Source organism: Alteromonas lipotrueae (assembly GCF_019249255.1).
GTDB classification, from domain to species: Bacteria; Pseudomonadota; Gammaproteobacteria; order Enterobacterales; family Alteromonadaceae; genus Alteromonas; species Alteromonas lipotrueae.
The window spans coordinates 209257-224804 of sequence record NZ_JAESDJ010000002.1 but is presented as its reverse complement, the minus strand read 5'-3'; the positions used below and the strand labels follow the sequence as shown (position 1 = coordinate 224804).

Sequence of the window (15548 nt, the reverse complement as noted above, 5' to 3'; positions counted from 1 at the left end):
ATTATGATTAACAGTAATCAAACTGCTCAAGGTATCCTGTCCTCGTTATTCGTAAAAATGAACAGAATTAGGCATGATTTGGTGTTAACCACTCATCTAAAACTTTTGCTCCTTTATTTATATTAAGTGATGCTTTGACCAGTAAGAGTTTTTGAGTGGCAGTTTGAGATAGAGCACAGAATCTCATATTTTGTAAGTTCTGACTTAAGAGAACTAAACTCTGATGTGGTGAGTCTTGAGAGAAATATTTTCGGATTCAGTAACAGTATGAGGTTACTTAGTGCCCAAAGAAATCAACAGTTGGTTGTATTCCTTTCGGGCACTATCAACAACAGTATCTTTTGAGGCCTTCATTTCTCTAAGAAGGTTTACTTTATATTTCAAAGTCAAAGCCTTTAGTAACAAATAGGCCAACTGTAAACTCATCAAAATCGGCATTGTCAGTCTTTAATTTCTCTTGCCAAGAAAAATTCAAACCAGCTCTTACATCGTACTTTTTGGTAACAAAAAGCGTAATAGGTAACTCAACCGACCAACGACTTTGATCTATGTTGCTTGACTCGTCTACGAATGTTTTTTCGATCCATGTTTTCTTAACAACCAACTCTGCACCATATAGCCAACTTTCTCTTGCACGGATTCCAATGGTAGCAAAAGCACTTAGGTTTTCGTTCTCAAATGCAGGTTGTAAGTAAGTGTCAAAACATCTAGTCAGTGAGCTATTTTCGGGCACTAACTGGCAAATATTCGTTTTATTTTTCTCTAGCTTTGCATCGCCTTTTACATAGTCAACGGCCAATGCAAGTTTATAAGAGTCCCAAGGATAAAGTTTTCGCTTTTGAGTGTCTTCTGATGAAGAAATTGATATGTATCCATATTCGGCACCGAGAGTGAAGCTCTCAGTATCAGATTTTCTCACTTCTTCGTCGTTCACATCAAAATACTTATAGTCTCCGGGTGTATATGCAAATGAATAGTCCAAATAACTATATGCTCTATATAGTCGGATTTCATTTGTATTCTTCTGATACGCTGCTCGCTCTTGAAGAAGTTCAGCACATCCAACTGATGCGAGCATTTTGTTTTCATCTTTTAACGAGTCAAAATATCTTGCAATTTTGGTTTTTAGGTCTTTTGGGGGAATTACAGAAAACGCGCAACTATCTAGCTTATTCCTTATGGCTCTCAGACCTCTGGCTCGGGATTCTGCAATTTCTATGTCATTAGTAATTTCATCAGTAAAAAAGATGTGCTTTTTCGTGATTTTGAGTGTGGCGTCATTTACCAATCCCTCTTCATTAGCTAATGCTGTATCTGTGCCTTCAAATTTACCAATGATCTGAATTTGAAAAATGTTTTCTGTCGTAACATCCTTGAGAAGAGATATTGTTGCTAGCTTTTTATTTCCATCAATTTCAAGGTTCACTCCTTGCTCTTCACTGAAAATTGACAAAGTTTCCTTTATAGATTCTGTTCCGCTTACGTATTTGGCTTTAGCAGCAAAAACAAATTTTGTTTGCAACAGGCATATAAGCAGAATCCAAAACAGAGAGTTTCTCATATTGCCCCCTTATAAATGAATGTGGCGTAGTCCGCCAAAATAGTTATTAGATTGCTTTTCAAAAACTATTTTCTGTTCGCCAACATTTACTGTAACTTGGGTCGCATCTGGGAAGTGACTTTTCAAGATCAATACATATTCGTATTCTTCTGTGAATGTTACTATCCAAGGCTCTGGGCGATTATGAAGTATGGCATGTGGAGTACCAGGATCGTCATCAACTATTATAAGAGAGTCTATTGTCCCTGTTTGTCGTGCATCTTCTGGAGTCGTTTTAAGCGTCACTATTTTTTGCACCATTTATACAGCCCCTTTTAAAAAAATTAACGAATGTACTAGCACTGAGCACCCCAAATCTTTTCAAAAATTCAGGTTTGTCGAGAAATGGATCTCGATTTCGTCGCCAGCTGTGTATTACGTTGTTTCTATTTATCTCTGATAACGCTACCGTGTCATTGGAATGCTATCTATATAGTGTACAAAGATTGCCAAAGTGACCGAATCCCTGTTCAAGAGTCGTTCGAGGCGTATTACTGCTTTTTATAAGTTCTAAATCTGGAGAGGCACTACCGTCATTTGTTCTCCGTTCGCGGTCTGTCGTGGTATTGATTTTGCGTACAATGCTGGTAGATTTTTTAATCTGCTGGTCTAGTTTTGACAGGGCGCTATCGAGTAACTGGCGATTATATTTGTGAAGAGAGACGGCAAATATTTCAACTGCATATTTATTGAATAATGCAGAAAGAAATGCTGGAGCGAGAGTTGTGATTATGGTTTCTGCTTTTAGAGCACCTGCTCTAGCACTAAATGCATTACCACTCACGAGAGCAACAAAAATGCATAAAACCAAAACAGCTGCTAATGCAGTAATTGAAAGATAAGAAAGAAGACTCTCTTTTATGATTGCTTTCATTTTGCGTAATCCATCGCTATAAGGGGTTGTCCCTATATTGAGTTGAAGGTACTCAATTTTTCACTTAGTCTAGTATCTCGCTCCAAATTGGTCAAGTTTTAACCAGTATGTGGCTGTCGATTTATAATTTGTCTTCAAAAGGTAGTTAGTTTATTCGTTTTACTAAAACAGCTGCTTTTGACACCAGCCCATTGAGAACCACAATATGACTCCAACAGTAAAGCCAGAAGACGAAGAATCTAAATATGAGTTTGTTCACATCGACATACCATTAGAATCTGAATCGATCAGACTTTACCGACAGATTTTCCGCTCGAATTGTTGTAGCTTTTCATAATCAAATGGTGTCACTTTCGCGCAATAACATACAATCAAAAGTGTTCGAACATTTTTGGGGATAAGTAGGGAGCGTTAACAACAACTAGTTTGCTAAGGCTATTCAGCTAAAATATACGAATAAGGCTATTTACTATGGCACACATAATCTGGCTTATTATTGGCGGTGTCAGGGTTCTTGAACTGAGTAAAATATCAACTCTTCATAACTCCTGTAATTTGCTGAAATACCTTTTCTCTTAAGCACACAAAATTTAAAGCAATTAAATGTTTAGAGAAGTCTGGTTGATTCAAGCAGATTAATCTTCACTAGCAAAAGTTAAGAGTGTTTCTATCGGTATAAACATATTGTCAGTGGAATGAGGGGCACCTACAGCATTCCCGTTTGACACGATGCCAACTAACTTTCCATCAGTATCAATAACTGCGCCACCACTAAAACCATGATGTATATTTTGATCGATTTTGATTCGCAACTGATTATCCCACTTCGCCCTATCAATTATTTTACATTCTAAAATAGTAGGTGGTGAACCCTCGGCATGGTTTGGGTAACCGATCGCATAAACGGTCTGACCAGCTCGACAAACAAAAGATTCAGCAATTTCCAGAGGGCGTTTACTTTTTTCATGGATATTAAAGTCAATCAGAGCTATATCTAGTTCTTCAGACGACTTTAAAAAGCTAATTAGCGGATAACTTTTCGAGTAATTCAATGGTTCGGTTAATTTTATTTTACCGCTAAAGTTGTCTTTGGTTATTGACTTCAAATTATGCTGATTGGTAACGAAGCCTATATCTTTCGCAAAAAATGCTGTTCCTTGTAAACTATCGAGATTGTTATCTAGTACCAAGACACTTTCCGAAATCCAGTTTAACCAATCTTTATTATAATCTTCATTCGGACAACCTAGTCCAATAGTCAACTGATAAGCCAATTTCCTGTATACCGGACAAGCTGAACCTCTTATCATTTTTATATAGTTGACCCGACCTTTGAGCTTTTTTATAAATAAGTCACCAGGAAATTTTGAAAGTCGCTGTTGTTGTCTTATTGGAATGTAGCCATCGAAGTATTTGGTAAAATGCTCCTTTTCAGCCTTCTCAGCTCCAAACTTTATCAATGCATGGATCATAGATGAGGTCTGACGAATAAATGTCCTAGACACATTTATTTTTTCATTTACTGTTAGGCCAGTTACGCCCTGATGTTCCCCACGTTTTTGAAGGCGGGTTTTATCACTTTTAGTTTTGAAGCCATTTTGTTCTATTAGTTGGTTTAATATGAAACCAACACTATACTTGCCGTCTTTATCGCATTGTACGATTTTATGCTTGATAAGTTGCGTTAACGACTGACATGAGATAGTTAAATCATCAACGTATCTTGTATATCGGAAATTAACTCCTTTCGCCATCTTCATTAAAGCACCATCTAGCTTGAATGCTATCATGTTAGACAAAAGTGGGGAGGTAGGTGCTCCCTGTGGCAAGCAGCCTTCATGGCAGCAAATCTGTGCAAGAACCGTCGCTATGGGATGTGCCAAATTAAAAGGCTGGCTTTCAAATAGCCTTTTAATTCTACCAAAGTTTATTGAACCGAAAAAATCTTCTAGGTCTACGTTCAAAACAAATGCCCGACCGACATGATGCTGAGCATTAGTGACTATACTTCGTTTTTTCACAAAACCGTGAGATGCGGCTCTAGGACTAGAGTATTCTTCGAAAATTACTTTAAGTTTTTGCTGAATAAATCTTAGGCGTTTCGTTGGTGCTTTTATTTCTCTGGTGCCACCAGTTTTTTTTGGTATGTAGAAGGTGCGATAATTAGATCTTTTGCTGTATAGCAACTTAGCAAGGCTTGAATAATCAGTTCCTAAAAACTTTGCCAATGATTCTACGGTAAAACATTCATTCAGTGTTTTGGGTTCTGTAATACCAAACAAGCATAATTCCTTTTATGAATAGCGGGTGATGGATTTTATCTTTACACTTAAAGCTGACACCTTAATTTTAGTAAGCGAATCGGCAAAAATGCCGTTATTTAATACCCCACGCAGATAGCATGGAAAAGGTAAATCATCATCACCCGCAAAATGATAGTAGCGGGTAATAATCAGACTCGCAACTCAATTGGGTTGTTGTCATTTTTACCTATAAATACTAAATACAACCTCGCTTTTTGTATTCTGCTTCCCATTCTCTAAATTGTTTCTCATATTTTGCCTGTGTTCGCTTTTGTCGCTTTATCGCACTTTGAGTATTAGGCTTCGGCTTTTCTTCGTCAAACGTAACACCCGATAAAGCATCGGCAAACATTTCAGGTTTAACATGACTATAGTGTTGCTCAATCATCGCGGTACTTGTTCCACATTGTCTCGCAATAACATCCATACTGGTTCCAGCTAATAGTTGCCAAGTAATATATGTATGTCGAAGTGAATATAGCGTTCGTGGACCCCTAGGAGAATCTTTTAGCCCTGAGCTTTGTAACGCTTTCTCAAACGCTTTGCCTAGCTGTGGTGTAGGTTCTCCATTAGCCAGTAAGAATAGTTTTTGGTTTGGTGTGCGCAATGTAAAGCGTTCACGTAGTCGAGTCAGTGCACCTATGACGTCGCGTTTGCAAACTATTTTACGAGCGCCAGTGTACTTCGTCGTTTTACCCTTGGTTACGTGAATGAAAAACTGTGCTTTAGCACCTTGGGTTTTAATTTCAATATCCTTCCAAGTCAAGTTTTCCATTTCTGTGCCAGGCCTAATACCAGTATTTACAGCTATTTCACAGTAGTCATAAAGTAATTCTCGAATCTGCCTCGTTTTCTCACTATGAGCGTTTTGTTCACTCTCATATATTTCATTGAGTACAGCATCATATTCTTCTTCTGAGAATGCAGCGCGTCGAGTGCCTGCTTCACCTTTGGATGATAGTACTGGAACTTGCGCTGCTATCATCCATTTTTGTTCAATAGCTTCTTTGAAAACCAGATTAAGTGCAGCATTGTGCGTTAATAGAGTCGAGGAGGCAGGCGGTTTGTTCATCCGTCCTTTACGCCACTCTACAAATTTTGATATTGCTTCTTGGTCAATCGAAGTGATAAACGTGCGAGAAAAATAGGGGATGTGATAGTTTTCTAAAGCACGAATATAGTCTTTATAAGTTCGCTTACCACCGCCATGTTCAAGTTCTACTTCTAGCTTTTCGATAACTCGGTCTGCTACATCAGTAAAACGTTTGCTCTGGACTAGTGTGTTGTTTTCGTGTCTTATTTGGTGGTCGAGAAATATTCGATGAGCCATCGCTATGGCTTCGTCTTTATCTTTCTTTTTTGTCGATTTACACAACCACTTTTTATGGTTGATTAGTATAAATCGCGCATACCAGCGTTCACTGTTATCCTGTTTAAAGATATACAGTTCGTCGTTAATGTCATGTCTAGCAATCTGTTTAGCCATACAGCTAGTTAATCAGGATATGGATGTTTTTGCAAAGAATTTGCAAAGAAAATATTAACTCATTTAAATCAGTGGTTTAAGGGTTTGAATTGCATTGAAAATCCGCGTGTCCCTGGTTCGATCCCGGGTCGAGGCACCATCATTTAAGCCCTTGCAGAAATGCGAGGGCTTTTTTGATCTCGGTGGTTGAAATGTCAGGCACACACTGACGTATCCCTGCGGCTGTAAGATGCATTACGACCCTGTTTCGAGGCACCATTATTCAAGCCCTTGCAGAAATACGAGGGCTTTTTTATCCATATCAATATTCTGATAATTGCTAAACGGAATGTATTCAAAATCCGCCACTAGTAAAGGTTGGTTAGTACAAGTCAGGCTTCTACCAACCCCCTATTTTTGCATATTAATTTAAAAACAAAGACTGAGAAGGAACCCAATCTGTTGCAATTTCATCAGCTTTTTTCAGCCATTCTGTAATCCTATTTTCAGGATCAACATTCTGTCCCCAATATTCGACAAAAAGTACATCATCCATAGTTAAAGCTGCTTCGATTAAATTTGGCTCTATCAGCCGCAATGCTCTTTCCACATAGAGGCCGCCGCTTTTATCATTATTAGGATTTGCAACGCTTCCGGCTGAGAACAAATCTCTTGCCTGGTGGCATAACACACCATGGTAAGTCAAAAGGTAAAGTACTGCGTCATCATACTTATCTCTCGTTCTGCCAGACTTAAGAATCTGAGGAAATAAAAGATAACATTCAGCTCTTAACCTTGTCTTTTCTTCCATTGACAGCTTTGTATAAAGCCTAGCCTGAATTGGCAAAGAGTGGTCTTGGTCTGGTCGATCTTCTAACCACCACAATCGTTCACCTCGTTTTAATCTACCCCGTGCATATTCTCGAATATATTGCATTTTTTCATGCATTTCAGATTGCCTGAACTGGTCATAAGGAATCCCCATTTTTTTGAATAATGGTTCTTGTGCTCCAATTTCTACTTCAAAACGTGGAACATGTGAAGTCCTTACATGCATTACAGAATCTTCATAACGTCCCCACTTAACTTCAGGTTCTCCGCCTGTTTTTCCAAAAACCAAATATACATGTTTAACTGAATTAATACGGTTTGTTTCTAAAACGCTGTTCGCGACGCTCCTCCAAGAATCGGAAGTAGTGTATTTAACTTCTACACCATACTCGCCTAATTCAATATCGGGGAATGCTTGTGGGTGAGGAGAAAAATCTACGTCAATCGTAGAATTTATCAAAGATTTGTCTAACTCTTTTCGGACTAGGTCCTCAAAATCAGATGCGGATTTAGGTGTTGAAGATTGAATTTTATGAGTTAGGTTTTTGCAAACCTGCGTGAGAATAATTTCTAGTTCTTGCTTTTCCATGTTTTCCTAACCTCTACAAAGAGGTTAGGAGTTTTCCATATATTCAGGATTATTCAAGTAGACTCTTTATTTTACTTGCAACGTGCCACGCCAAAACTGGTGGTACAGCATTACCTACCTGTCGCTCGGTTTCCCGAAGCTTAGATTTGAATATAAATGAGTCGGGAAAAGACTGAATGCGTGCTGCTTCACGCATAGACATCCTTCTTGGGAGGCTGTAATGCCACTGAATATTGCCGTGGCATTCTGCTCTTATTGTATAACCTGCTCTATCTCTTTTTAGTCTTCTGTCACCTTGCTCGGGACTTCTGTTAGCCTTGCTCCAAATATGATTGAAGCTTGGGTCTTCAGCTAGAGGTTCTAGGTCAGACAATGCCTCAACTGCGGTTACGTATGAATCTTTTGAAAGAAGTGCCTCAGGAGGAACAAACTCTTCCATGTCTGGAAGTGTTCCAACGATCAATACTCTCTCTCGTGTTTGAGGGACTCCGTAATCAGCTGAGTTATATAAATCATACCTAACTGTGTATCCTAGACTCGAAAAATCGGATATTACAGTTTCAAGATCAGCTTTGTGCTTTTTGGTCATAAGACCTTTCACATTTTCGGCAACAAACACTTTAGGCTTGACTCTTTTAACAACTTCCACCATTGCTCTATAGAGACCGCTTCTTTTACCATTTATTCCAGCACCATTTCCATTAACTGATATGTCTTGACATGGAAATCCTCCGATTACGATATCAGCTTCACCCGGAATGCTATCCATGACATCCCAAATATCGCCTTCGACTATCTCTTTTCCTAAGTTTTCTCTATAGGTTTTACATGCATTCGAATTTAATTCGTTAGCCCAAGTTATATCGAATCCAAGATTTTCATAGTACTTACCTAGAAAGTCGAACCCACCTGTAAAACCTAAGTCCATTCCTCCGCAGCCTGAAAAGAGAGAAATAATTTTTGGACTTATACGAGACTGTTCAGACCTATTTTCATTTATATATGATTCTGCTTGGCTTGGTTGAGATTCAGAGAAGAGTTCCATGTTTTTTTTATACCTCTTAGATTTTGTATCGCAATACCTGCCTCTAGGCATTTTGTGTGGTATTTTTATTTTCAACAGTGCTTTATGAGGATCAATTTTGTTATCTACTAATTCACTCATTAATGACGCTATGATTGCAATGTGTGTTGGAACTTCACCTTTTTTTGAATAATTACTAAGTGATACATGATTCATGCTTAGTAACTCAGCAAATTTCCTTACTGTTAACCCGCTATTATCCAATACTTTGAGAAAGCTTTCGTAGTCCAAAATCAATGTCGCAAAATGTTCATAAAATCATGAACAGTAGTATGTATGAATAAACAGTATTTTTCAATCGTTAGAGCTGCGATTGTTTAAACATTTTGCTCTTTACTTATCAATAAAAAAGCTTCAAGTACTTATGTTTAAATTCTGATATTTCGAATATCAAGATCGTGAGAGCTTAAACCGTTACATTTATTTACAGCATGCGTATCCCATCCAAACGGCTAGATTTTAAACTCATGTTAATAACAGGCAGAACAAGTGCGTTGATGTGCATTACTGGAGACAATCTGCTTAGTCTTCGCTTTGGCTTTGTCGGTATATTAGCAGTTGGACGTTCAATTGGTTCAATGTTAGGTATCCAGATAGCATCCCCTTTTCGTGGATCACCAAAACAGATGTGCTCTTGTGCGGTGAAGCTTGCCACCTATGCAGCTCTGTAGGAGTCCACTCTATCGTGCATTTGTCCAAGTCACATATTGTCCGCTTGCGACCAATCGTCGGCGGTTTTAGGCCAATCAGTGTGATGGGAAATAGCAGACAATTGTAATACTGCCTGATTCCCTTTACATCTTGTGGATGTCAGCGACACCCAGTTGTTTAACTGTCGCGTGTGGATAGACTTCTATACATTCGGCAACTGCAAGCGTCCGCTAATCCTACCTAGCGTTTAGCAAACTGCGATAGCAACAGTTGCTCGATATCAACTTCAGGCTTGCTGAACTCATCAAAGCAAGACATCACATACTCGAACACATTGAGGTCGTTGGCTTTTGCGGTTTCTATGATGCTGTATAGCTCCGCACGGTTTGCGCCTGTAGCAGTTTGGCTAAACAGCCAGTTTTCCCGCCTATCACAAACGGTTTAATCGCGTGCTCTGCATGGTTATCGTCGATGGCGAGGTGATTATCGAGTGTGTATCGAACCAGCTTCAGCCATTGGTTTAAGCAGTATTGTATTGCTTCCCCTAATTTGGTTTTCGGCAGCACGTGTTGCACTGATTTCGCCAGCTATATGTGAAGCTGATTAAGTAGCGGCAGACTTTTCTCTTGTCTGATGAGGTAACGCACTTCCACTGTTTTGTTTTTAGCTGGGTTTCTATGCGGTAGAGTTTTTGGGTGTGATTGAGTGCCCAATCCACTTTGCCTTAATGGTTTCGAAATCGTCTGTCGAGGGCGTTGTGTCACAACTGATGTCTGTCTTATCGAGTGCCTACTCCGCGAACCTGCGTTTGAGTCGGTTATCTCTTAGTTTAAGTGGTGAGTCAATACCAATAATTGTCCATTTTGTTTAGTGCAAATCACAGCGGTAAATACTTATCTTTCGCACAAGCGACATTACTGCCGATAAATACATCCATGTTTACCTCTCCATTTCTCAAAAAAAATTTACGACTTTAGGTTAAACAATACTACATAAGTATAATTAATACCCAATCAAGACATTGATTAGGTTAATATTTAATTCTATTCAACAAGGATGTTCGATTATGCCAAGAAAAAACACATCTTTTGCTGACCTTCTTTTCCAAGCGCCATGGTGGGTTTCAGTTATAACATCGGCAATTACCTATTTATTTATGGGCCACTTACTACCTTCTATCGAGACGGATAATCAGCTAATCAATATGGTATTTAAGGCGCTCGCTGTTCCTGCGCCTTATTTTGCAATTTTCATATTATTCATCGCACCTTTTTCCTTTTTTAATGCACGGCGCAAAGCCAAGCAACTAGATGCTCAAAAGAGTATTGAGACTATTCGGCAATTGCATTGGCGCAATTTTGAGGAGCTAGTGGCAGAAGCCTATCGAAGACAAGGTTATCAAGTAACCGAAGGTGGTTTTGGTGCTGACGGTGGGATTGACATAGAACTGAGAAAAGGCGAAGAGCTTATACTCGTTCAGTGCAAACAATGGAAGGCACAAAAAGTTGGTGTCAGTGTGGTACGCGAGATGTTTGGCGTGCTCACTGCCAGCAACGCAGCCACGGTTGTTGTAATTTGTTCGGGTAAATTCACCCAGCAAGCTATAGATTTTGCCTCTGATAAGCCCATTGTACTCATTGATGGAGGCGAGCTGCTTTCACTTATCCATGATGTACAAGCGGAGCCAAAGGTAGAGGAGATAAAAAAGGCCGCTTGCCCTAGGTGCGGAAGTGATCTTGTTGAACGGCAAGCAAAGCGTGGAGCCCATGCAGGCAATACCTTTCTAGGTTGTTCTGCCTTTCCTAAATGTCGTTACACAGAATAAGTATTTTTAAGGATAAAATTGATGAAAGACTTGGATGTTCACAAAAAAGTAGCGGTACTAATTGATGCTGATAACGCTCAGCTGTCGAAACTTTCTGCCATTTTGGATGAGATATCAGCACACGGCCATGTACTCATCAAGCGTGCATACGGAGACTGGTCTATTGATGCGTTGAAGAACTGGAAGACGCCTCTTAATGAACTAGCCATACAGCCGATTCAGCAATTTGCTTATACAACGGGTAAAAACGCAACAGATGCGTCGATGATTATTGATGCGATGGATTTACTCTATTCTGAAAAAATAGACGCATTTGCTTTAGTATCCAGTGATAGCGACTTTACTAAGCTAGCGTCACGTTTGAGAGAGTCAGAGAAATTTGTATTTGGCGTAGGTGAGAAGAAAACGCCAGTGTCATTTCGAAACGCCTGCGATGACTTTATATTCACCGAAAACCTAGAAGCTGGTCAGGTTTCTAAATCAGGTAAACCTAAACAGGAGCAAAGTAGCGCTGGTAATGGTGCAGAAGAGCTAATACCAGCAATGCTTAAAGCTTGGGAGTTATATCAGAATGATGATGGTTGGGTGAATGTAAGTCCAGTTGGTAATTTTCTAAAGCGTGCTAAACCTGATTTTGACCCAAGAACTTATGGTGCAGCAAAAGTGACCGATATTGTTTCTAGTCTTCCTACCGTCTTTGAAATGACGAGACAGAAAGGAAAAGGGACGACACAAATTATCTTGTACCGTCCTATCTTCGCGACCACTTAGCCTAATCTAATTCCCAAGGTGGAAGATCAACCTTATCCATATTCGGCTTTAATGGTTTCTTTTGCTTGGTTTTGCGTTTTGCTTTGAGCACTATTTTGCCGTCGTCCAGAAAGCGCCTGTAGGCGCGTTTTGCCTCTGCGAGTGACGGGAAACCTTGGTAACGGTTTCCTGAATAGCTATTCACTAAGGCTTTAGTTTCTTTCCACGTTTTGTAAACGCCCGGCTTTCGGCCTTTAAAGACTACGTAAGCGGCATACTTGCTGGTGAAGTTGTAATTGGAAAAGCATCTCGACATGATTACCTCCTCTGGTTTGTCAGCTTTTCCAATGTGTTTACACTTTTATGTTCGGTAGCTACTCGGATACCGATATCGAGAAAACGTTTAATTCCTGCCAGTAATGTAAGAAGTTACCTTCCCATATTTGGTACATATCGGTTGCCTGCTCAATAGGAAACACACCGAACAGGTTTTGAAAAACACCAGCATCGAAATCAAAGTCGAGGTCTTTTGCTAGTTCTGCATAGAGGCTGTTTCCTATATGGGCAAAATCGGTGACATAGCAAAAGTGCCATGCGTTGTTGCGTTTCTCCAAACGAATCTCTACAGGGTGAAAACCACCACTTTCAGCTGAATAGTTAGGATCTCTGAAGTTAATTGTCACGCTTGTTTGTGACACGCTATGCTGCATAAGTAAATCGACAAGTGCTTGTGCAAATCGCATTGAGACAGGCAAAGCGAGTCCTTCATAATGAATATGCATAATAAAAAATCTTCTAATTGGAATGTATGAATGTGAGTGCTGCCTAGCGCGTCTGTACGACGCTTTCAAGCAACTAAGTAAAGTCACTGACTAACAGTTTGCAATGTCTTCTACGTCGCTTTCAGTAGCGTTATTCGTTATGCTTCTGAAACGCTAGTGCAGCGTGAGTGCGACTTACTTTTGTAATATAGACAGCACTCTATTCTTGGTTCGCTATCGTTGTTCGCGCAATCAAGCGTTGAGGACGATAACTGATGTGTAGAGCAGGGGGCTAACTACGATTTTGCTAACTTTGCGTTGGCCGGAGTCTTCCCCTTTGCGACAGTCTTTGGCGGCGATATTAAGAACTCATCAAGCTCTCCTTTTTCTACCGCGCTTATCAAGATGTCGATGACCTCGGGAAGCTTTTCTTTATCGCCAACATCTATGGCTGGTTTTCCCTTTTGTAACTCTATTGCTCTTATGCCCACTTTTACTTCAAGGAAATAATGGTTATCGGTGTCGTAGTACCAAGGACGAACAGTAGCCTGCCAACGCTTTTTAATCCGCTCTCCTGTTTCTGGATCTTTGACTGTTTTTTCTTTGTATGCCACGAATGGTGTGCCTTCAAGCATACAAGTGGCGAGCTTTTTTTGCTGTTCGAGTCGGTTGATTAGCTTCATGCGCTTGTTCAATACCGGTGGCTTTTGCTTAATTTCAGGACGAGTGATAACCTTGAGCGAACTCAATACAGATGTAGTCATAATGTTTACCTTTGAATGTTAAGGGCGGATAAAGCCCATTGAGGTGTGTTTCTGCTTACGCAGGTTTTCGTCTGCCAACAGGTTGATGGCAAAGTCACGAATTTGAATTTTGGGTTGAAACTTCTTTCGACGAGCCAACAGGGCGAAATCACCGGGTGTAAGGTTGCGCAGTGAAGATAGCCTCTGTGTTTCAACTTCCTTGAGCGTTCTTACTCTAGTGAGCTTTTTGTACAACTCTATTACTTGGGTCGATGTAAGATATTGGCAGTCTAGTTTGAAATCGAACCGACGTAACACGGCTTTATCAAGCTTGTCGGAAAAGTTAGTAGCAGCGAATAAAGGCTGTGTAAAACACTCTATTTGCGTTAAGAACTCATTAACCAGCTGATGTTCGTGATGAGCAGTGAGCGCTTCACGTGAGCTTAGTAAGCTATCCACTTCATCAAGCAATATGACTTGCTCCTCATCATGAGCGCGTTGAAATAGCTCAGCCACCTTTTGCTCACTTTCACCCACCCATTTACTTAAAATATCAGAGCATTTAACACGCAGCAGTTTCCTACCATGTAGCTCTGTCAAATAGTGCGCGAAAGCGGTTTTACCTGTTCCTGGAGGACCTGAAATTAATGTTCTCGCTGGCTGGTTGTGCTTAAGTGCAAACGCTATTTCGTTGAGATACTCCTTTGACTGCTTAATATTTAAGTAGCTCGTATCGAAAGGTAGCTCACTTTTGTACTCAAGTTTATTTTGCCATTGCTCCGTTGCTCTTAGTAACGCTTCGACAACTTGACCGATTACAGCTTCTGCGCGAGCACGTTTAGCGTTTACAGCGTGAGCGACATGTGTTGCGTTAGCAACAATTGCTGGCGTGATGTTCTCTGTTTGACTAATCATTTTTCGTGCTGACGAAGAAACACTTAAGCCGTGATAGTAAGGCCGCGTTATCTGTTCGATTTCTTCTGGTCTTAACGCAGGGACGTCTAAGACGAGCTTAAATCGTCTGATAAAGCTTGGTTCAAGATATTGGATATGATTTGTAATCCAAATACAGGGAATTTCGTTTTGCTCAATGAATCGTTGTAGATGTTCTTTACTGTATTGGCTGTCAGCACAATCGAATAAACTCTCGCATTCATCTACCAGCAACATAGCGTCTGCCTTATGCGTCAGCAATGATTGAAGTAAAGCCAAATAACGAAGTCTTTCTTTGTTTGGAAAGCGGCTATTGAACTCATCTTCAGAAAAATTGCTAGCAAGTGCAGTAGAACGAATTTCGTAAAGTGTTCTATCGCAGTATTTGGCAAGTGTCCTCGATAACTCTGTTTTGCCTGTTCCTGAAGCTCCATAGAGCAAAATGCTTGCTCCAGACTGTCTAGACTTAGTAGCAGCAGTGAGATATTGCGACAAAAGCGCAGTATTCACGTGAGGAAAATCATCTAATGTGAAGCTTGCGTCGGGCGAAGGATGCAGCAACGGTGCTATTAGTGTTTCCCTTGAGGTAATTGTTTCACTTAACAACGTTCGAACAAGTGCTTTTGGCATTGCGCCATATTCGAAGGACAAAAAGTCTGTATCAGGCAGAAAACCATAATGATTGAGCTGCGCAGTTGCGTGAGAAAATAGTTCGTCACTGATGCCTGAAATGTCTTTGAGGATTTCGTTTAACGAAAGGTGGCTTGTTTGCATGTGCACCTCAGAAGAAAGCGCTCTAATCCACTTGTTAACCTGCGAGAGTAAGGCGAACTGAATCAGTAACTCGGTTTGCTTAGGCAAGTCCATCACGGTTCTGATATAGCGACAATTTGCTAAAAAGGTTTTCGTTACCTGAGGCTGAGTATCAGTAATAGTGAGGCAAGCTTTGTAATTGACGTTTTTGCTTCTACCTATGAAAAACGATTGGGTAGATACCTTGCTACCACGCAAATTACTGGCAAGACTTTTACTGAGTATATCGGTATCGATTGAAGGCAGATAGTTGAGTAATCGCTTGCCCCATTCACATGCAAGGTAATTAAGCTCACTCGACTTATTGAGTACTTTATAAGACATAC

Annotated in this window: 13 protein-coding genes and 1 pseudogene; 2 read left to right on the top strand and 12 right to left on the bottom strand. The window is 40.1% G+C overall.

The window, feature by feature from the left end:
* Positions 1 to 373: 373 nt before the first annotated feature.
* From KYS23_RS04415 to KYS23_RS04380, 8 genes and pseudogenes are all read right to left on the bottom strand, one after another.
* Positions 374 to 1561, bottom strand: a complete 1188-nt coding sequence (locus KYS23_RS04415) for a hypothetical protein (protein WP_218418121.1) — start codon at positions 1559 to 1561, stop codon at positions 374 to 376.
* A gap of 9 nt (positions 1562 to 1570) precedes the next feature.
* Positions 1571 to 1861 carry a hypothetical protein gene (locus tag KYS23_RS04410; RefSeq protein ID WP_218418120.1) on the bottom strand — a complete coding sequence of 97 codons (291 nt, stop codon included), beginning with the start codon at positions 1859 to 1861 and terminating at the stop codon, positions 1571 to 1573.
* Between the two features lie 163 nt (positions 1862 to 2024).
* On the bottom strand, positions 2025 to 2474 hold the full coding sequence (locus KYS23_RS04405; protein WP_218418119.1) for a hypothetical protein: 450 nt from the start codon (positions 2472 to 2474) through the stop codon (positions 2025 to 2027).
* 635 nt (positions 2475 to 3109) lie between these two features.
* Positions 3110 to 4756, bottom strand: a complete 1647-nt coding sequence (locus KYS23_RS04400; RefSeq protein ID WP_218418118.1) for a trypsin-like peptidase domain-containing protein — start codon at positions 4754 to 4756, stop codon at positions 3110 to 3112.
* A 217-nt stretch (positions 4757 to 4973) separates the two neighbouring features.
* The gene (locus KYS23_RS04395) at positions 4974 to 6263 is read right to left on the bottom strand and encodes a tyrosine-type recombinase/integrase (RefSeq protein WP_218418117.1); all 1290 of its coding nucleotides are present in this window, start codon (positions 6261 to 6263) and stop codon (positions 4974 to 4976) included.
* 403 nt (positions 6264 to 6666) lie between these two features.
* A complete protein-coding gene (locus KYS23_RS04390) occupies positions 6667 to 7662 on the bottom strand; it encodes a hypothetical protein (protein ID WP_218418116.1) in 996 nt (331 codons plus the stop codon).
* A gap of 49 nt (positions 7663 to 7711) precedes the next feature.
* Positions 7712 to 8902 carry a DNA cytosine methyltransferase gene (locus tag KYS23_RS04385; protein WP_218418115.1) on the bottom strand — a complete coding sequence of 397 codons (1191 nt, stop codon included), beginning with the start codon at positions 8900 to 8902 and terminating at the stop codon, positions 7712 to 7714.
* Positions 8903 to 9637: 735 nt separating this feature from the next.
* Positions 9638 to 10121 (bottom strand): annotated as a pseudogene (locus tag KYS23_RS04380) (IS66 family transposase); the annotation flags it as partial.
* A 342-nt stretch (positions 10122 to 10463) separates the two neighbouring features.
* Between KYS23_RS04380 and KYS23_RS04375 the strand changes: the two are divergent.
* Both KYS23_RS04375 and KYS23_RS04370 read left to right on the top strand, forming a co-directional pair.
* Positions 10464 to 11222: a DUF2034 domain-containing protein gene (locus tag KYS23_RS04375; RefSeq protein WP_218418114.1), complete on the top strand. Its 759-nt coding sequence runs from the start codon at positions 10464 to 10466 to the stop codon at positions 11220 to 11222.
* A 21-nt stretch (positions 11223 to 11243) separates the two neighbouring features.
* Positions 11244 to 11993, top strand: a complete 750-nt coding sequence (locus KYS23_RS04370) for an NYN domain-containing protein (protein ID WP_012516807.1) — start codon at positions 11244 to 11246, stop codon at positions 11991 to 11993.
* 1 nt (position 11994) lies between these two features.
* Here KYS23_RS04370 and KYS23_RS04365 read toward each other — a convergent pair whose 3' ends face one another.
* From KYS23_RS04365 to KYS23_RS04350, 4 genes are all read right to left on the bottom strand, one after another.
* Positions 11995 to 12288: an RNase H1/viroplasmin domain-containing protein gene (locus KYS23_RS04365; protein ID WP_218418113.1), complete on the bottom strand. Its 294-nt coding sequence runs from the start codon at positions 12286 to 12288 to the stop codon at positions 11995 to 11997.
* A 58-nt stretch (positions 12289 to 12346) separates the two neighbouring features.
* A complete protein-coding gene (locus tag KYS23_RS04360) occupies positions 12347 to 12754 on the bottom strand; it encodes a DUF2787 family protein (RefSeq protein WP_218418112.1) in 408 nt (135 codons plus the stop codon).
* Positions 12755 to 13029: 275 nt separating this feature from the next.
* Positions 13030 to 13497: a DUF6641 family protein gene (locus KYS23_RS04355; protein WP_218418111.1), complete on the bottom strand. Its 468-nt coding sequence runs from the start codon at positions 13495 to 13497 to the stop codon at positions 13030 to 13032.
* An 18-nt stretch (positions 13498 to 13515) separates the two neighbouring features.
* A complete protein-coding gene (locus KYS23_RS04350; protein ID WP_218418110.1) occupies positions 13516 to 15546 on the bottom strand; it encodes an AAA family ATPase in 2031 nt (676 codons plus the stop codon).
* Between the last annotated feature and the right edge of the window lie 2 nt (positions 15547 to 15548).